The organism is Acidovorax sp. FG60 (assembly GCF_057808995.1).
Genome location: NZ_JBMDJC010000011.1, coordinates 120391 through 135796, shown reverse-complemented (window position 1 = coordinate 135796; position 15406 = coordinate 120391). Strand labels below are relative to the sequence as shown.

13 protein-coding genes and 1 riboswitch are annotated in these 15406 nt (G+C 66.1%); of the genes, 5 read left to right on the top strand and 8 right to left on the bottom strand.

Annotated features, from left to right (window positions below; translation table 11 throughout):
- Positions 1–147 precede the first annotated feature (147 nt).
- Positions 148–1050 carry a LysR family transcriptional regulator gene (locus ACODS0_RS17615; protein WP_488836172.1) on the bottom strand — a complete coding sequence of 301 codons (903 nt, stop codon included), beginning with the start codon at positions 1048–1050 and terminating at the stop codon, positions 148–150.
- A 313-nt stretch (positions 1051–1363) separates the two neighbouring features.
- Between ACODS0_RS17615 and ACODS0_RS17610 the strand changes: the two genes are divergently transcribed.
- The gene (locus tag ACODS0_RS17610; RefSeq protein ID WP_488836171.1) at positions 1364–2005 is read left to right on the top strand and encodes an NAD(P)-dependent oxidoreductase; all 642 of its coding nucleotides are present in this window, start codon (positions 1364–1366) and stop codon (positions 2003–2005) included.
- Between the two features lie 143 nt (positions 2006–2148).
- On the opposite strand, the gene ACODS0_RS17605 is transcribed toward ACODS0_RS17610, so the two are convergent.
- The 5 genes from ACODS0_RS17605 to ACODS0_RS17585 all read right to left on the bottom strand — a co-directional run bounded on the left by ACODS0_RS17605 (position 2149) and on the right by ACODS0_RS17585 (position 8231).
- Positions 2149–3429: a TRAP transporter large permease subunit gene (locus ACODS0_RS17605; protein WP_431152222.1), complete on the bottom strand. Its 1281-nt coding sequence runs from the start codon at positions 3427–3429 to the stop codon at positions 2149–2151.
- A 19-nt stretch (positions 3430–3448) separates the two neighbouring features.
- Positions 3449–4024: a TRAP transporter small permease gene (locus ACODS0_RS17600; protein ID WP_488836170.1), complete on the bottom strand. Its 576-nt coding sequence runs from the start codon at positions 4022–4024 to the stop codon at positions 3449–3451.
- A gap of 50 nt (positions 4025–4074) precedes the next feature.
- Positions 4075–5304, bottom strand: a complete 1230-nt coding sequence (locus tag ACODS0_RS17595; protein WP_488836169.1) for a fumarylacetoacetate hydrolase family protein — start codon at positions 5302–5304, stop codon at positions 4075–4077.
- A gap of 54 nt (positions 5305–5358) precedes the next feature.
- Positions 5359–7140, bottom strand: coding sequence for an IlvD/Edd family dehydratase (locus ACODS0_RS17590; RefSeq protein ID WP_488836168.1), 1782 nt, complete (start codon positions 7138–7140; stop codon positions 5359–5361).
- A 71-nt stretch (positions 7141–7211) separates the two neighbouring features.
- A complete protein-coding gene (locus tag ACODS0_RS17585; RefSeq protein ID WP_488836167.1) occupies positions 7212–8231 on the bottom strand; it encodes a TRAP transporter substrate-binding protein in 1020 nt (339 codons plus the stop codon).
- A gap of 155 nt (positions 8232–8386) precedes the next feature.
- Between ACODS0_RS17585 and ACODS0_RS17580 the strand changes: the two genes are divergently transcribed.
- From ACODS0_RS17580 to ACODS0_RS17565, 4 genes are all read left to right on the top strand, one after another.
- Positions 8387–9361, top strand: coding sequence for a LysR family transcriptional regulator (locus ACODS0_RS17580; RefSeq protein ID WP_488836166.1), 975 nt, complete (start codon positions 8387–8389; stop codon positions 9359–9361).
- 115 nt (positions 9362–9476) lie between these two features.
- A complete protein-coding gene (locus ACODS0_RS17575) occupies positions 9477–9962 on the top strand; it encodes a hypothetical protein (RefSeq protein ID WP_488836165.1) in 486 nt (161 codons plus the stop codon).
- A gap of 144 nt (positions 9963–10106) precedes the next feature.
- The gene (locus ACODS0_RS17570) at positions 10107–10793 is read left to right on the top strand and encodes an acyloxyacyl hydrolase (protein WP_488836164.1); all 687 of its coding nucleotides are present in this window, start codon (positions 10107–10109) and stop codon (positions 10791–10793) included.
- Positions 10794–10975: 182 nt separating this feature from the next.
- Positions 10976–11146: riboswitch (FMN riboswitch) on the top strand.
- 316 nt (positions 11147–11462) lie between these two features.
- Positions 11463–12014 carry a 6,7-dimethyl-8-ribityllumazine synthase gene (locus ACODS0_RS17565; protein WP_176888756.1) on the top strand — a complete coding sequence of 184 codons (552 nt, stop codon included), beginning with the start codon at positions 11463–11465 and terminating at the stop codon, positions 12012–12014.
- A gap of 94 nt (positions 12015–12108) precedes the next feature.
- Here the strand turns inward: ACODS0_RS17565 and ACODS0_RS17560 are convergent, their stop codons facing one another.
- Positions 12109–13710 carry a methyl-accepting chemotaxis protein gene (locus ACODS0_RS17560; protein ID WP_121419298.1) on the bottom strand — a complete coding sequence of 534 codons (1602 nt, stop codon included), beginning with the start codon at positions 13708–13710 and terminating at the stop codon, positions 12109–12111.
- A 389-nt stretch (positions 13711–14099) separates the two neighbouring features.
- Positions 14100–15374, bottom strand: coding sequence for a CaiB/BaiF CoA transferase family protein (locus tag ACODS0_RS17555; protein ID WP_488836163.1), 1275 nt, complete (start codon positions 15372–15374; stop codon positions 14100–14102).
- Between the last annotated feature and the right edge of the window lie 32 nt (positions 15375–15406).

Genomic DNA, 15406 nt, shown 5'->3' with positions numbered 1-15406 from the left:
TTGGGGGGCGACTGTAGGCAGCCGGCGCTGCCTGCACAACGATGGAATTTGTGTGTTTGAACGATAAAAAAATGATGGATAAAAAGTGGCAGCGATGTCCCGGCGAAGGAAGGCGCCGAAGGCAGTTACCCACGGACTGATCTCCTCTCATTCCGTGACGCCCGGCAGCTGGCTCAGATAGCGGTGCAGCGCGGCAATGGTCTGGCGCACCTTGGCGGGCTGGGCGTCGCGCTGGGGTGTCACCGCCCAGATGTCCAGGGTGCCAAACGACCAGTCGGGCAGCAGCCGCACCAGCCGCCCGGCCTGCAGCGCATCGTGCGAATCCATGCCGCCCACCAGCGCCAGGCCCAGCCCGGCCTCGCACATCTGCTGGATCGAAAGCTGGTTGTTGCTGGCAATGCGCGGCTCCACCCGCAGGGCCCGGGGATCGCCCGTGGGGCTGCGCAGGTCGATCAGCAGGCCGCCGTTTTCGCGCGCAAAGCCCAGCCAGCTGTGCGAGAGCAGTGCGTCCGGGTGCTGTGGCACGCCGTGGGCAGCCACCCAGCCGGGCGCCGCGCACAGGTACCACTGCATGCCTCCCAGGCGCCGTGCTGCCCAGGTAGAGTCCTGCAGGCGCCCGTAGCGCACGGCCAGATCGATGCGGGCATTGATGAGGTCGATGGGCGAATCGTCTACCAGCAGGCGCAGGCGCAACGCGGGGTGGGCGGCCAGCAGCTCTCCCAGCGCTGGGGCAATGTGGCGTGCAAACCCGACGGTAGCCGACAGCCGCAGCTCGCCACTGGGGGCATCGCGCGAAGCGGCCAGCTCGGCCCGCGCCTGGTCGGCTGCGGCACACATGGCGGCGCAGCGCGCGTGGTAGCGCTGGCCTGCTTCAGTGAGTGCAAGCTTGCGCGTAGAGCGGTGAAGCAGGGTCACACCGCCATCGCTTTCCAGCTTGCGCACCTGCTGGCTCACGGCGGAAGTGCTCATGCCCAGGGCGCGGGCGGCGCCGCTCATCGAGCCGTGCTGCACCACGGCGGCAAACACCGCCATGCGTTTGAGGTCTTCCATATCAGGTCCTCTCGTCAATCCCCACTGGGCTGTTGTCCGCCCCCAGACCTTGGAACTGGCGCGACCAAGTCCAGTGCCCCCGCGCAAGGGCCGCCAAGCTGCTTGTGCGGCGCTTCGCTTGAGTGCGCTGGGGGCGTCCCCATCCCGCATGGCGCAGCCATGCGAGAGAGGGGGAAGGCGCAAAGCGACTCAGGAGGTGATTCATCCATTGTGAAGTTGAGCTTCAAAGAGAAGGCCAATTTAGCCATCTACCGCCAGCTTTGACAATCTCCTATTCTCACTACATCGCAACTTCGACCCCAAGGACATCGATATGAACATCGCCCTGATTGGCGCCTCCGGCTTTGTTGGCGCTGCCGTGCTGAATGAACTGCTGCAACGCGGCCACCGCGTGACGGTACTGGCCCGCAACCCCGCCAAGCTCGCCGCGCGCGAAGGTCTTACGGTAGTGGCGGCCGACGCGCAAGACGCCGCCCAGGTCGCCAAGGCCGCTGCCGGCCACGATGCTGTGGTCAGCGCCTATAACCCCGGCTGGGAGAACCCCAACATCCACGACGAGTTCCTGAAAGGTACCCGCGCCATCATCGACGGCACCAAAGCGGCTGGTGTGCGCCGCTTTCTGATGGTGGGTGGCGCTGGCAGCCTGTTTGTGGCGCCCGGCGTGCAGCTGGTGGATACGCCCCAGTTCCCCGCCGAATGGAAGCAGGGCGCCCTGGCCGCGCGCGAGGCGCTGAACTGGATTCGCACCGAAAACACGCTGGACTGGACCTTCCTCTCGCCGCCCATCCTGCTGCAGCCTGGCGAACGCACAGGCCAATACCGCCTGGGCGACGAAGCGCCGCTGATGAATGGCGAGCAACCCGGCAGCATCAGCGTGGCCGACCTGTCTGTTGCCATCGTGGACGAGCTGGAGACGCCGCGCCACGTGCAAAAGCGCTTTACGGTGGCGAACTGAGCGCCCATGCTTGCCGGCGTGCAAAGGCCGAAAAGGCCGAAAAGGCCGAAAAGGCCGAAAAGGCCAGAGCACTCCTGTTTTGATAGCTGCTAGCGCTTTATGGATAAGCGCTAGCGACCAATTTGGCTATAAATAGTCACGGCTTAGCCGATAAACCACCGCATCGGCACCAGCACGATGGACGGGAACAGCACCATCAGGAACATCATCGCGAACTGCGCGCCCATGAAGGGGAGCACGCCCCGGGTGACTTCGTCCATGCGCATGCGTCCCACCCCCGCCACCACGTTCAGCACCGTGCCCACCGGCGGAGTGATCAAGCCGATGGCGTTGTTCATGATGAACAGCACGCCGAAGTAGACCGGGTCGATGCCTGCGGCTTTGACCACCGGCATCAGCATGGGCGCCAGGATCAGGATGGTGGGCGTCATGTCCATGGCGGTGCCCACGGCCATCACCAGCAGCATGATGGCCATCATCAGCAGGATGGGGTTGTCCATGAAGGGCTTCAGCAGCGAAACCAGCTGTCTGGGGATGTCGGCCACGGTGATGAGCCACGCGCTCACCATGGCGGCGGCCACCAGGAACATGATCACGGCCGTCGTTTTGGCAGCGCTCACGAACACGGCGGTCAGCTGGCGCCAGTGCAGCTCGCGGTACACCACCGTGGCCACGAAGAGCGCATAGACGGCGGCCACGGCGGCGGCTTCGGTAGGGGTGAACACGCCCATCTTCAGACCCACGATCACGATCACCGGCAGGAACAGCGCCCAGGTGGATTCCTTCAAGGCCTGCAGCTTCTCTGCGGTCGTTGCTCGGGGCGGCGGCAAAATGCTCTCGCGCTGCGATACCCAGTACCAGGCCGCAGCAATGGACAGTCCCATCAGCAGGCCCGGCACGATGCCCGCCAGAAACAGCTTGCTGATCGACACGTTGGCCGCGACGCCAAACACCACAAAACCAATGGAAGGCGGAATCACCGGCGCGATGATGCCCGCCGAGGCAATCAGCCCCCCGGCGCGCGCCTTGTCATGCCCGGCCTTCACCATCATGGGCAGCAGCAGCGCGGCCAGCGCAGCGGTGTCTGCCACGGCAGAGCCCGACAGCGCCGCCAGCATGCAGGCCGCGAGGATGGCCACAAAGCCCAGCCCGCCGCGCTTATGACCCACCAGCGTGAGCGCCAGCTTGACGATGCGCTGCGACAGGCCGCCCGCATTCATGATCTCGCCTGCCAACATAAAAAACGGCACGGCCAGCAGCGGGAACGAGTCCGCGCCGTTGATGACGTTCTGCGCAAGGATCTGCGCGTCAAACAGGTCCAGGTGCCACATCAGCGCCACGCCAGACACCAGCAGCGCGTAGGCAATGGGCACACCAATGGCCATGGCCGCCAGCAGGGAGCCGAGAAAGATGAATACGGTCATGCGAGTGTCTCCGGGGGGCTCAATGGGATGGCGGCTTGCGTGACGGCAACGCCGCGCGGTCCAGCTGCATGTCGGGCAGGGTGGCCACATCCTCCGACCCGGAGGTCTGCACCAGCTGGTCGTCTGGTACCTGCCCCGACAGCAGCCTCCACAGGTTGAGCAACAACAAAAGGCCCGACGCCACGGCAAACACCACCCCGGACGCATAGAAGATCGCCACCGATGCGCCGGTTACCGGCGCTTCCACATCCCAGTTGATGCGTGCCTGCGACAGGGCGCCACGGAACAGCAGCCAGGTGCAAAACAGCATGAGCCCGTGGCTGATGACAAGGCACACCCGTTGAACGATGGGTGGAAGCTTGGTGAGAACCAGGTCGCTGCCCAGGTGGCCGTGTTCCTTCACCACCACGATGGCGCCCAGGAACGTTATCCACACGAACAGCCAGCGCGACACCTCTTCGCTGACCGCAATGCCCGAGTTGAAGGCGTAGCGCAGCACCACGTTGCCGAACACCATCACCACCATCACGGCCAGTGCCAGCGCGATGAGAATGTTGATCCACCGGCAGCACCGGTCTATGAGGGCGTTGAGCATGGGTGTCTCCTTGGTCTTCTTCTGGTGTGCGTGCCGTTGCGGCCTGTGGCTCAGAGCGCTGCGTCGCGCAACAGGCCGCGCTGCGTCAGGTTACTGATAAAGGCGCGCAAACCAAAGCGCCAGGGCGCCGCCGCCTCGCTGTGCGCCACGCGGTTGTGCAGGCCACCCAGCCACGCGCTCTGGATGGACACCAGGTCGCCCAGGTGGTGGGTGAAGCCACCGCCCGGCTGGTCGCGGTCTTCAATGGGCGCGAACAGCGTGCCCAGAAACAGCATGAATCCATCCGGATACTGGTGCGCGGCCAGGGTCTGCGCCACCAGGTCGCTGGGGTCGCGGCTGATGCTGGCCATGGTGTTGATGCCGCGCAACTCATAGCCATCCACCCCTGCAACGCTCAGGTGCACGGTTTCGCTGCGCACCTTGTCCATCCCGAAGCTCGCGTCGAACAGGCGGATGAACGGGCCTAACGCGCACGAGGCGTTGTTGTCCTTGGCCTTGCCCAGCAGAAGGGCGCTGCGGCCCTCGATGTCCCGCAGGTTCACGTCGTTGCCCAGCGTGGCGCCCACGATCTGGCCCCGGCTGTTCACCGCCAGCACCACCTCGGGCTCGGGGTTGTTCCAGGCCGAGTCGGAGCGGATGCCGATGTCGTCCCCGCAGCCGACGGACGCCAGCACCGGCGCCTTGGTGAACACCTCGGCATCGGGGCCAATACCCACCTCCAGATACTGCGACCACAGGCCTTTTTCTTGCAACAACGTTTTGAGTTCCATGGCCTCGGGCGAACCAGGGCGGATGTCGGCAAGGTTCTCGCCGATCAGCTCGATGACCTGGCTTCGCAAGGCTTGCGCACGGCTGGCGTCGCCCCGGGCCTGTTCTTCGATCACGCGCTCGATCAGGCTGGCCGCAAACGTCACGCCCGCCGCCTTGACCACCTGCAGGTCGCACGGCGCCAGCAGCCAGGGGCTGCTCGTGTCGCGCGTGCCGGGTAGGCTGTTGGCCAGCAGGTCTTCCACGCTGCACAGGTACTGGCCGGTGGCTGCACGCACCGCCTCGGCGGGTGCCAGGGTGTCGAGCAGCGTGCTCATGGTGGGGTAGTGCGCGCTGAGGTCGAACACGCCTTCGGGCCGCAGGGCCACCACAGCTGGGCCCGCAACGGCGCCCTGTGGTGCCCACACCCGGCCCACCAGCGTGCCCTGCAGGCCATCGTCGGGAAGCACTTGCAATGCGGTCTGGGGCGCACGGGCCCGTTCGGCAACTGCCGTCGCCGTCATGTTGTTCATGGAGAGTCCTTCGAAAAAATCCGGGGGTGGCGCCGGTGGCCCGCCCGCTCGTTGTCAGTGGTTGTGGCGTGGTGTCTTTTCGGAAATGCGCTGGAATGCCAGCGCGAAGTCGAGCGTCGCGCCACCGGCCAGCTGCCCCGTCTTCTCGCGGTACAGCGCTTCCCAGGGAGACTGGCTCGCGGGCACGGGTGGGTCGGGCAGTTCACGCTTTCGGCGGGCGATTTCCTCGGGCGCGACCAGCGCATCGCAGCGCCCGGTGTTGAGGTCGGTGCGGATGGTGTCGCCGCTTTGCAGCCAGGACAGGCCCCCGCCCACGGCGCTCTCGGGCGATGCGTTGAGGATGGACGGGCTGTCTGCCGTGCCCGACTGGCGCCCGTCGCCCAGCGTGGGCAACGTGTTGATGCCGCGCCGGATCAGCGCATCGGGCGGCTGCATGTTGACCACCTCGGCCGAGCCCGGCCAGCCGATGGACCCGGCGCCGCGCATGACCAGGATGCAGCCCTCGTCGATGTCGAGCGCTGGGTCGTTGATGCGTGCGTGGTAGTCGTCCGCGCCTTCAAACACCACGGCACGGGCTTCGAAGATGCCCTCGCGGCCCGGCTGGCTCAGGTAGCGCTCGCGAAACGCGGGCGATATCACCGAGGTTTTCATGATGCCGAAGTCAAACAGGTTGCCGCTGAGCACCAGGAACCCAGCTTTTTCCATCAGCGGCGCGCTGAAGGGGCGAATCACTTCACGGTCGCGCGCTTCGTGGCCCTGCAGGTTGTCGCCGATGGTTTTGCCCGTCACGCTGGCGCAGTCGTTGTGCAGGCGGCCCGCTTGCTGCAGCTCCCACATCAGCGCAGGCACACCGCCCGCGCGAAAGAACCGTTCGCCCAGGAACTGGCCTGCAGGCTGCATGTTCAGCAGCAGGGGCAGGTCGTAGGCGTGGTCCGTCCAGTCCTGGGCCTCCAGTACCACGCCTGCATGGCGCGCCATGGCCATCACGTGCACCTGCGCATTGCTGGAGCCCCCGGCCACACTGATGACCGACAGCGCGTTCAAGAAGCTCTCGCGCGTCAGGATGCGCGAGGGGCGCAGGTCTTCATAGGCCATATCAACAATGCGCCGCCCGGTTTCGTACGCCATCTGACCGCGTTCTCGGTACAGTGCAGGAATGGCCGCGCAGCCGGGCAGCGACAGGCCCAGGGCTTCTGCCACCGCGTTCATGGTGGATGCCGTGCCCATGGTGTTGCAGTGGCCCGCCGACGGTGCGCTGCTGCAGGCGCGCTGCAGAAACTCTTCTTCATCAATCTTGCCCGCTGCCAGCTGGCGGCGGCTGCGCCAGATGACGGTGCCCGAACCCACCAGTTGTCCGTCGTGCCAGCCATCGAGCATCGGCCCGCCCGAGAGCACGATGGCCGGAATGTCCACCGTGGACGCGGCCATGACGCCAGCAGGCGTGGTCTTGTCGCAGCCCGTGGTCAGCACCACCGCGTCGATGGGGTAGCCGTACAGGATCTCCACCAGCCCCAGATAGGCCAGGTTGCGGTCCAGTGCGGCCGTGGGCCGGCGGCAGTTTTCAAAGATGGGGTGAACAGGGAACTCCATCGGAATGCCGCCCGCATCGCGGATGCCGTCGCGCACGCGGCGCGCCAGGTCCAGGTGGATGCGGTTGCAGGGCGACAGGTCGCTGCCCGTCTGCGCGATGCCGATGATGGGCCGGCCCGAGCGCAGTTCCTCGGGCGTGAGCCCGTAGTTCATGAAGCGTTCGAGGTACATCGCGGTCATGTCCGAGCGCTCGGGGGCGGCAAACCAGTCGCGGGAGCGGAAGGGGCGGCGGGGTGTTTTGGTCATGGGGTCGGGACGTCGCAAAAGGAGGGGCGGGGGCGCAGCTGCAACCAGCTGCGCCCCGGGAGGCGAATCGCTTACTTCCCGCCCCGCGCCTTCGCCAGCTCGCCCATCATTTCGCTGGTGGTCTCTTCACCAAACTCCTTGCCGTACTTGGCCAGCACGGGCTGCAGCTTGGTGCGCAGCTTGGCCTGCTCGGCAGCAGGCAGCTCGGTGATCTGCATGCCGGCCTTTTTCAGCTCGCCCAGGGCGGTTTCGCTGAAGGCGCGGATGGTCTTGCGCTCGAACAGCGTGGCCTCGCGGGCAGACTCCTGCACGATCTTGCGCTCGTCGGCCGAGAGGCCGTCCCAGGTCTTCTTGGAGATGAGCAGCACCCACGCGCTGTACATGTGGCGCGACAGCACCAGATGCTTTTGCACCTCATAGAACTTGCTGGCCAGGATGGTGGCAGGCGGGTTCTCCTGGCCGTCCACGGCCTTTTGTTCCATGGCGGTGTACAGCTCGGTGAACGGCATGGGCGTGGCGTTGGTGCCCAGCGCGTTGAAGGTGTCGAGGAACAAGGGGCTCTGGATCACGCGCAGCTTCAGGCCTGCCAGATCATCGGCCGTATTGATGGGGCGGCGCGAGTTGGTTACATGGCGAAAGCCGTTTTCCCAAAAGCCCAGGCCGATCAGGCCCTTGTCGGGCAGCATGGCCAGCAGCTTCTGGCCGAAGGGGCCGTCGAGCAAGGCGTCGGCTTCGGCCTCGGTGTTGAAGGTGAGCGGCAGGTTCAGCACGCCAAAGGGCTTGATCAGCGACATCAGCGTGGATGAATCCGGAATCGTCATCTCCAGCGTGCCGCCGCGCAGGGCCGAGGTCATGCTCACGTCGTTGCCCAGCGCACCGCTGGCAAACAGCTTGGCGTTCATCTTGCCGCCGCTCTTGGCCTGCAGGCGCTCGGCAAAGTGGCGCACGGCCTGGGCCTGCGGGTGGTCGTCGCTCAGGCCAATGCCGACCTTGAAGGTGTGTTCCTTCACTTGGGCCGCGACGGGGGCGGCAAAGGCGGCCAGCAGCGTGGCAGCAAGCGCCAAGGATTTAGCGAGGGTCTTGAATTGCATGGTGTCTTGTCTCCGTTGGAATGGCTGACCCCGTTGGCGAGGCCTTCGGCGTATGCAGCTTTTTGGGGCAAGCCGTCATGGACGCAAGGCGAAGGTTAGGTTTCGCGTCCTGCCGGGTCCACTGAATGTTTTGCGACAATCCATTCCAAACGCTTATGAGTCCAGACGAATTTCCGGGTAAACCCTTGTCTTTGGCGCAGGCCTGCGCGCGGCTGCGCTTTCGGCATTTGCAGTTTCTCGACATCCTGGGCCGCACGCGCAACCTGCGGCTCACGGCCGAGCAGATGCACGTCACGCAGCCTGCGGCCACCAAGATCCTCATGGACATCGAGGAGATCCTCGAGGCGCGCCTGTTCGACCGCCTCTCGCGCGGCATGCGGCCCAACGAGCTGGGGCTCTTCACGCTGCGCTACGCCAGCGCGGCGCTCGATGGGCAGCGCAAGTTTGTGGACGAGTTCAACGCACTCAAGCAGGGCGGCCATGGCCATGTGACGGTGGGCGCGATCACCGGCTCGGCAGCGCATGTGCTGGTGGCGTCGGTGGTGGAGCTCCAGCGCTTGCGGCCCCTGCTGGTCATCAAGATCCTGGAGCAGAGCAGCGACCAGCTCATCGCCTGGCTGGCCGAACGCAAGATCGACCTGATGATTGGCCGCTTCACCACCGAGGACCAGCGCAGCCAGTTCCACTACGAGCACCTGTCCGCCGAGCCGCTGCATGTGGTGGGCGGGCAGCACCACCCGCTGCGCGGCGCCACCGACCTGTCGCTGACCGAGCTGGCGCACTGGCCTTGGATTCTGTACCCCGCCTCCACGGCGGTGCGCAAGGTGTCGGACGACTTGTTCGGCGGCGCGGGCCTGGCGCTCACGGCGGGGGTGGTGGAGACGCCGTCCTTCCTGTTTGCGCTGGAGCTGATGAACACCACCCACATGATGTCGCTGCAGCCCGCCGCGCTGATCCAGAAATACGTGGACCGGGGCCTGCTCTCGCGCATTCCCGTCGAGCTGCCCGACCGCATGCCCAGCTATGGCCTCATCACCCGCCTGGGCGAGCCGCCCACGCCCTCGGTACAGGCCTTTATCGACGTGCTGCGCGACACGGCGGGTGTGGCGCCGGACGTTTTGGGGGAGTAGCAAGGCCCGCGCTATGCCTGGCCCCTTTCGATAACCAATGGTTATTGGAAATTGGGGTGGCCAGGCCCTGCCGTTATGCTCTGCGCCCTTTCCCGCCATCCAGACCTTTTTCTCCATGACCGACGCACCCGACACGCCCGACACCATCCAGGAACCCCGCTGCTGGAGCGATGGGCGCTGGACGGCGCAGGTCATCAAGAACGAAGACGACGATGGCTGGGCGGTGTCCATGACGCTGAAGGGCGAGGCCGAGCCCGCACTGGTGGGCCCCTGGACCATGGGCCGCGACAAGAAGAACCCCAAGCCGCTCGATGTGTCGGCCTTTCACACCCTGGTCAAGACCGCGAGCGAGGTGGTGCGCCGCCATGAGCAGCAGCTGCACGCGCAGTTGAACAAGAGCGTGCACATCACCACCGCCGACGGCCAGCGCCTGCGCGTGGCGCTGGCCATCGTGCCCGATGAGGAAGGTGCCACGGCCACGCTGAGCGCCGAAGATGCACTGGGCCAGGAAATCGCCCGCGTGCCTGCGCCGCCCACCTTCCGCCTGACGGCCGCCAGCGCTACCGCCTGGGCGGACGGGGGCTTTGCGCGGCCCCGTTGACCTCGGCGCCCAGCGCTTTTGCACGCCCCCGACAAGGTACCGACGAAGAGTTTCTTGCAGCCCTGCGCGCTGCCAGGTGCTGCGCGCAGGGCGACGTTTGGGTAGATTGGAGGGCATGGCCCAGTGGCCCGTCGGAGTCCTGCCGTGCGTTCCTCATTTCAACCCTTGCTGCCATTGCCCTCCCCGTCCGAGGGCTTGTTCCCGCCACCACCGCGAGCCGGCTGTGCTGGAGCCGCCCTGCTGGCCTGCTGCGCGCTGTTGCCCCTGCCGGCCCTGGCGCAGCAGGGGGCTGGCGCGCCGCAGCCCTCCGCCCGAGCCCAGGAGCTTGCGGTCTCCGCTACCCCCGAGCCGCGCCGCATCTTCATCGACGGCGCACGCGCGGCCAGCGACGTGGGGCTGGCCTCGGTGGGTGTGCAATGGCCCTGGGCCTGGCGCCGTGATTTTTTGGGCGGCGAACTGACGGGGCACTGGGATACCCACATCGCGCACTGGCGCGTGCCGCCCGGCACCGCCGTGCCGGGCGGGCGCAGCCACTGGACGCAGCTGGCGGTGGTGCCGACACTGCGTTGGCGATTCGACGGCGGGCGGTCCGCCTGGTTCATGGAAGGCGGCATCGGCCTGTCGGCGCTGGACGGGCACTACGCCACCCGGCACAAGGCCTTCAGCACCCGTTTCAACTTTGCCGACCACCAGGGCGTGGGCTTCAACTTTGGCGCCCGCCGCCAGCACGAACTGATGCTGATCGTGCGCCACATTTCCAACGGCGGCATCCGCAAGCCCAACCCGGGCGAAGACTTTGTGCAGGTGCGCTACAGCCGGTCTTTTGAATGATCCGGCTTCCGTCAACTTGAACCGTTCGCTGAGCGCCGTTCAAGCGCCGCGCCTGGCTTGGGCAGGCTCAGCAAGAACGGATGAACGGGATCGGCGAAGGGGGCCAATCGCCTTGGCGACGGCGCGAATGTCACCAAGCTCCTAGAATCCCCCTGCAGGCCCTGGATCCACTCCAGGGCCGGCAGCGTTCTCAGGGCGGGGTGGAATTCCCCACCGGCGGTATTTGAGGGCTGAAAAGCCAACAAGAGCCCGCGAGCGCCTGTGGTGCCGTTCTTTGGAACAGGCCCGCAGGGTCAGCAGATCTGGTGCGAAACCAGAGCCGACGGTCACAGTCCGGATGAAAGAGATCGCGAAACTAGGGATGTCCTGCATAACCCTCGCGAGTCGGTGGTAGTGCGGATTGGGATGGGCCGCAAGGCGACTTTTTGCAGCCAATAGCGCGGCTATTGGCATGAAAAGCAACGCAGCGGACCGCCCGGGACCGCGCTATCACGGACCGCAGGGAGTTATGCAGGACATCCCTAGAGCACCCGCCATGGGTGGCTGGGCCCTTGGCGTTTGCCTGCGTGTTTTTTGCCCGCTCGCAAGCGCCGTGAGGCCTGCGCCGCCCTGTGCAGGCGCCGTGTTCGCGCGCGCCCTGATTCTGGTCTGACCTGTTTTGAGGAACCCATGAATCAGTCTTCTGCTACTTCTCCCGTCTCTCCCCTCGCGCCTGTGGCAGCACACCGTGGCGCCCGCGTGGCCATCATCAGTGCCAGCTGGCACCAGGACATCGTGCACCAGGCGCGTGACGCGGCCCTGGCCGAGTTCGACCGCCACGGCCTGCCACCCGCGCAGGTGGCGCTGTTCGATGTGCCCGGTGCGTTCGAGATCCCGCTGTTGGCCCGCAAGCTCGCGCGCAGCGGGCGCTACGACGCCATCGTGGCCTGCGCGCTGGTGGTCAACGGCGGCATCTACCGCCACGAGTTCGTCACCACCGCTGTCATCGACGGCCTGATGCGCGTGCAGCTAGACACCGAGGTGCCCGTGATGTCGGCTGTGCTCACCCCGCGCGACTTTCACGACCACGAAGACCATGTGCGCTTCTTTCGCGAGCATTTCGTGAAGAAGGGCACCGAGGTGGCCCAGGCCTGCCTGCAGACCATGGCCTACCTGCGCAAGCTCGCCTCGCCCACGTTGGCCTCCGTGCAGCAGGCTTCGCCGGTGCTGGCAGAAGTCTGAGTCGATGGCTTTTTGATTGCTATCTTTTGGATAGCTTTTAGCGCTTGATGGTAAAGCGCTAGAAGCCGATTTGGCCTGGAATTTTTGCGCGACATCAGCCAGCGGCCAGACGGGGCTGGTGCTGCCCGGGCACTGGCAAGTGGGCGCGTGTGGGAGCGCTGGCTTCAGAGTCCGCCAGTCGGAACACCGCCACCGCCTGCACCAGCTGCTGCGCCTGCACCTTCAGGCTGTCGGCAGCTGCCGCGCTCTGTTCGACCAGCGCCGCGTTCTGCTGCGTGGCCTGGTCCATTTCGGTGATGGCGTCCCCCACCTGGGCCACGCCTGCACTTTGCTCGCTGCTGGCGGCGCTGATCTCGCCCACGATGTCCGTCACACGGCGGATGGCGCTGACCACCTCGCTCATCGTGGCGCCCGCCTTGTCTACCAGCGTGGTGCCCAGCTCTACGCGCTCCACGCTGGCGTGGATCAGGGTCTTGATCTCCTTGGCGGCGTCTGCGCTGCGCTGGGCCAGGTTGCGCACCTCGCTGGCAACCACCGCAAAGCCCCGGCCCTGCTCGCCCGCGCGGGCTGCTTCCACGGCGGCGTTCAGCGCGAGGATGTTGGTCTGGAAGGCGATGCCGTCGATCACGCTGATGATGTCGGCAATCTTCTTGCTGCTGTCGTTGATGCCCTTCATGGTCGTCACCACCTCGGCCACCACATCACCGCCCTGCACGGCCACGGTGCTGGCGCTCACGGCCAACTGGTTGGCGGTGCGCGCGTTTTCGGCATTGGCCTGCACGGTGGAGCTCAACTCCTCCATCGACGCCGAGGTTTCTTCCAGCGCGCTGGCCTGCTGCTCGGTGCGGGCGCTCAGGTCGTTGTTGCCCTGTGCGATTTCGGTACTGGCGGCGGCCACGCTGTCGGCGTTGTTGCGCACATTGCTCACCACGTGCGACAGGCTGATCTGCATGTCGTGCAGGGCATTCAGCAGCAGGGCGATTTCGTCCTTGCCCTGCACTTGCCGTGCCACGGTGAGGTCGCCGCTGGCCACGGCCTGCGACACGCGCACCGCGTTGTCCAGCGGGTTCACTACGGTGCGGCTGAAGGCAATGGCGCCCGCAATGCCCAGGGCGCACACCACCAGCATCACCACCAGGCTGATGGTGGTGGCGCGCTGCGCTGCTTTGGCGGCGCGCTCGGCCACTTCGCTGCTGGCCTTGGCGATCAGGCCACCGGCCTGGTCCAGCAGCTGCGAGGGCTCGCGGTCCATGCCCGCGACGGCCTTGTCGCCCGCCTGCGGGTCGTGGTCGGCGGCCTTGAAGGCCTCAAACCCCTTGCGGTAGGCCGCGCCCATGCGCTCGTGGGCCTGGGCAAATTGCTGCACGCGTTCACGGCCTTCGCCGGGGGGCAGGGCGACCACGAGCTTTTGCGCCTCGTCCTTGATGGCCTTTTCCTGCTTTTCAAACGCGGCCCAGTAGCGCGTGAGCTGGGCCGGGTCCTTGCCGCGCAACAGCACATTCTTCCACTCCTGCACCTGCACCTTGAAGTTGTTGAGCATGTCCGCCGCCATGCGCTCGTGCTCAAAACTCTGGGCCACGGTGGTCTGGTAGGTGTCGAGCGCCTGGTTCAGGCGGCTGATGCCAAACAGCGCCGCCGCAAACAGCAAAAGCAGCGACACGGTAAAGGCCAGGGGGAGCTTGAGGCTGAGCTTCATGGGGAACTCCTGTGGGGTCCACGATTCGCCGCTGGGGCGGGGCAAAGTGCATGCGGCCCAGCCGGACTTCCCCGTACGTTGCGGCGGTTGTCCCACTGCGCCTCTCGTCTCGGTCAACCGGCGCGTGCTGTGCGCCGCGCCGGAGAGATTCCCGCTGCCATTATGGAGAGATGTGTAAATTTTTGTACATGTCTTTTTTACCAAGGTGCGAACACATGTAGGCGCCGAGAGCACCAAGATTTGTTATCAAATTGATAGCTGTTAGCGCTTATTGGATAGGCGCTAGAGCCTGATTTGGTTCAGATGGTGCAGACAAAAAAGCCTTGCCGTTCAGGGCGAGGCTGTTCAATGGCGGGGGCGCTGCGCAGCTCGGTGCCGCGTGGGGCTGGCTACAAAACCCCGCTGGCCCGCAGCGCCGCAATGCGCGCCGCATCCAGCCCCATCTCCCGCAGCACTTCGTCGGTGTGCTGGCCTAGGGCAGGCGGGGCGTTGCGCAGCACGGGCGGCGTGGCCGACAGGCGCAGTGGGCTGGCCACGCCGGTGATCTGCTGAACGTTGTCGGTGGCGGCCTCGCCGTCCTTCCAGCGCGGCAGCGTCACGGCCAGGCCACGGGCCTGCACCTGCGCGTCGTCAAACGCCTGGGCGATGGTGTTGATGGGGCCGCAGGGTACGGCCTTGTCTTCCAGCAGTGTGATCCAGTCGGCCGTGGTGCGCGTGCGGGTCACGGCCTCCATGGCGGGGATCAGCGCGGTGCGGTTTTGCACGCGCAGGGTGTTGGTCGCAAAGCGCGGGTCGCTGGCCCACTGGGGCTGCTCGGCGGCGGCGCAAAAGCGCTGGAACTGCCCGTCGTTGCCAATGGCCAGCAGCATGTTGCCGTCGGCGGTGGGGAAGTCCTGGTAGGGCGCGAGGCTCGGGTGGCTGTTGCCCATGCGTCCGGGCGCCTTGCCCGTGGCGAGGAATCCCGAGGCCTGGTTGGCCAGCACGGCCATGCCCACGTCGAGCAGGGCCATGTCGATGTGCTGGCCCTGGCCGGTGCCATTGGTGGCGTTGTCGCGCACATGCAGCGCGGCCAGGATGGCGTTGCTGGCGTACAGGCCGGTGAACAGGTCGATCACGGCCACGCCCACGCGCATGGGGCCGCCGCCGGGTTCGGTGTCGGCCTGGCCCGTGATGCTCATCAGGCCCGTCATGGCCTGCACCATCAGGTCGTAGCCTGCGCGCTCGGCGTAGGGTCCGTCCTGCCCGAAGCCGGTGACCGAGCAGTAGATGAGGCGGGGGTTGAGCGCGCGCAGGCTCTCGTGGTCCAGGCCGTATTGCTTGAGGCCGCCGACCTTGAAGTTCTCCACCACGATGTCCGCCTCTTGTGCCATCTGCCGGATCAGCGCCTGGCCCTCGGGCGAGGCCATGTCGATGGTCACCGAGCGCTTGTTGCGGTTGCAGGCGGTGTAGTAGCTGGCCTGGTTGGTGTCGTTGCCCTCGGCGTCTTTCAAGAACGGAGGGCCCCACTGGCGCGTGTCATCGCCTACGCCGGGGCGCTCCACCTTGACCACGTCCGCGCCCAGGTCGGCCAGAATCTGCGTGCACCAGGGCCCGGCCAGCACGCGGGAGAGGTCTAGCACCTTGATGCCTGCGAGGGCGCCTGGGGAGGAGGGGGATGTGGTCATGAAGGTACTATAAGTTTGATAGCTGGTAGCGC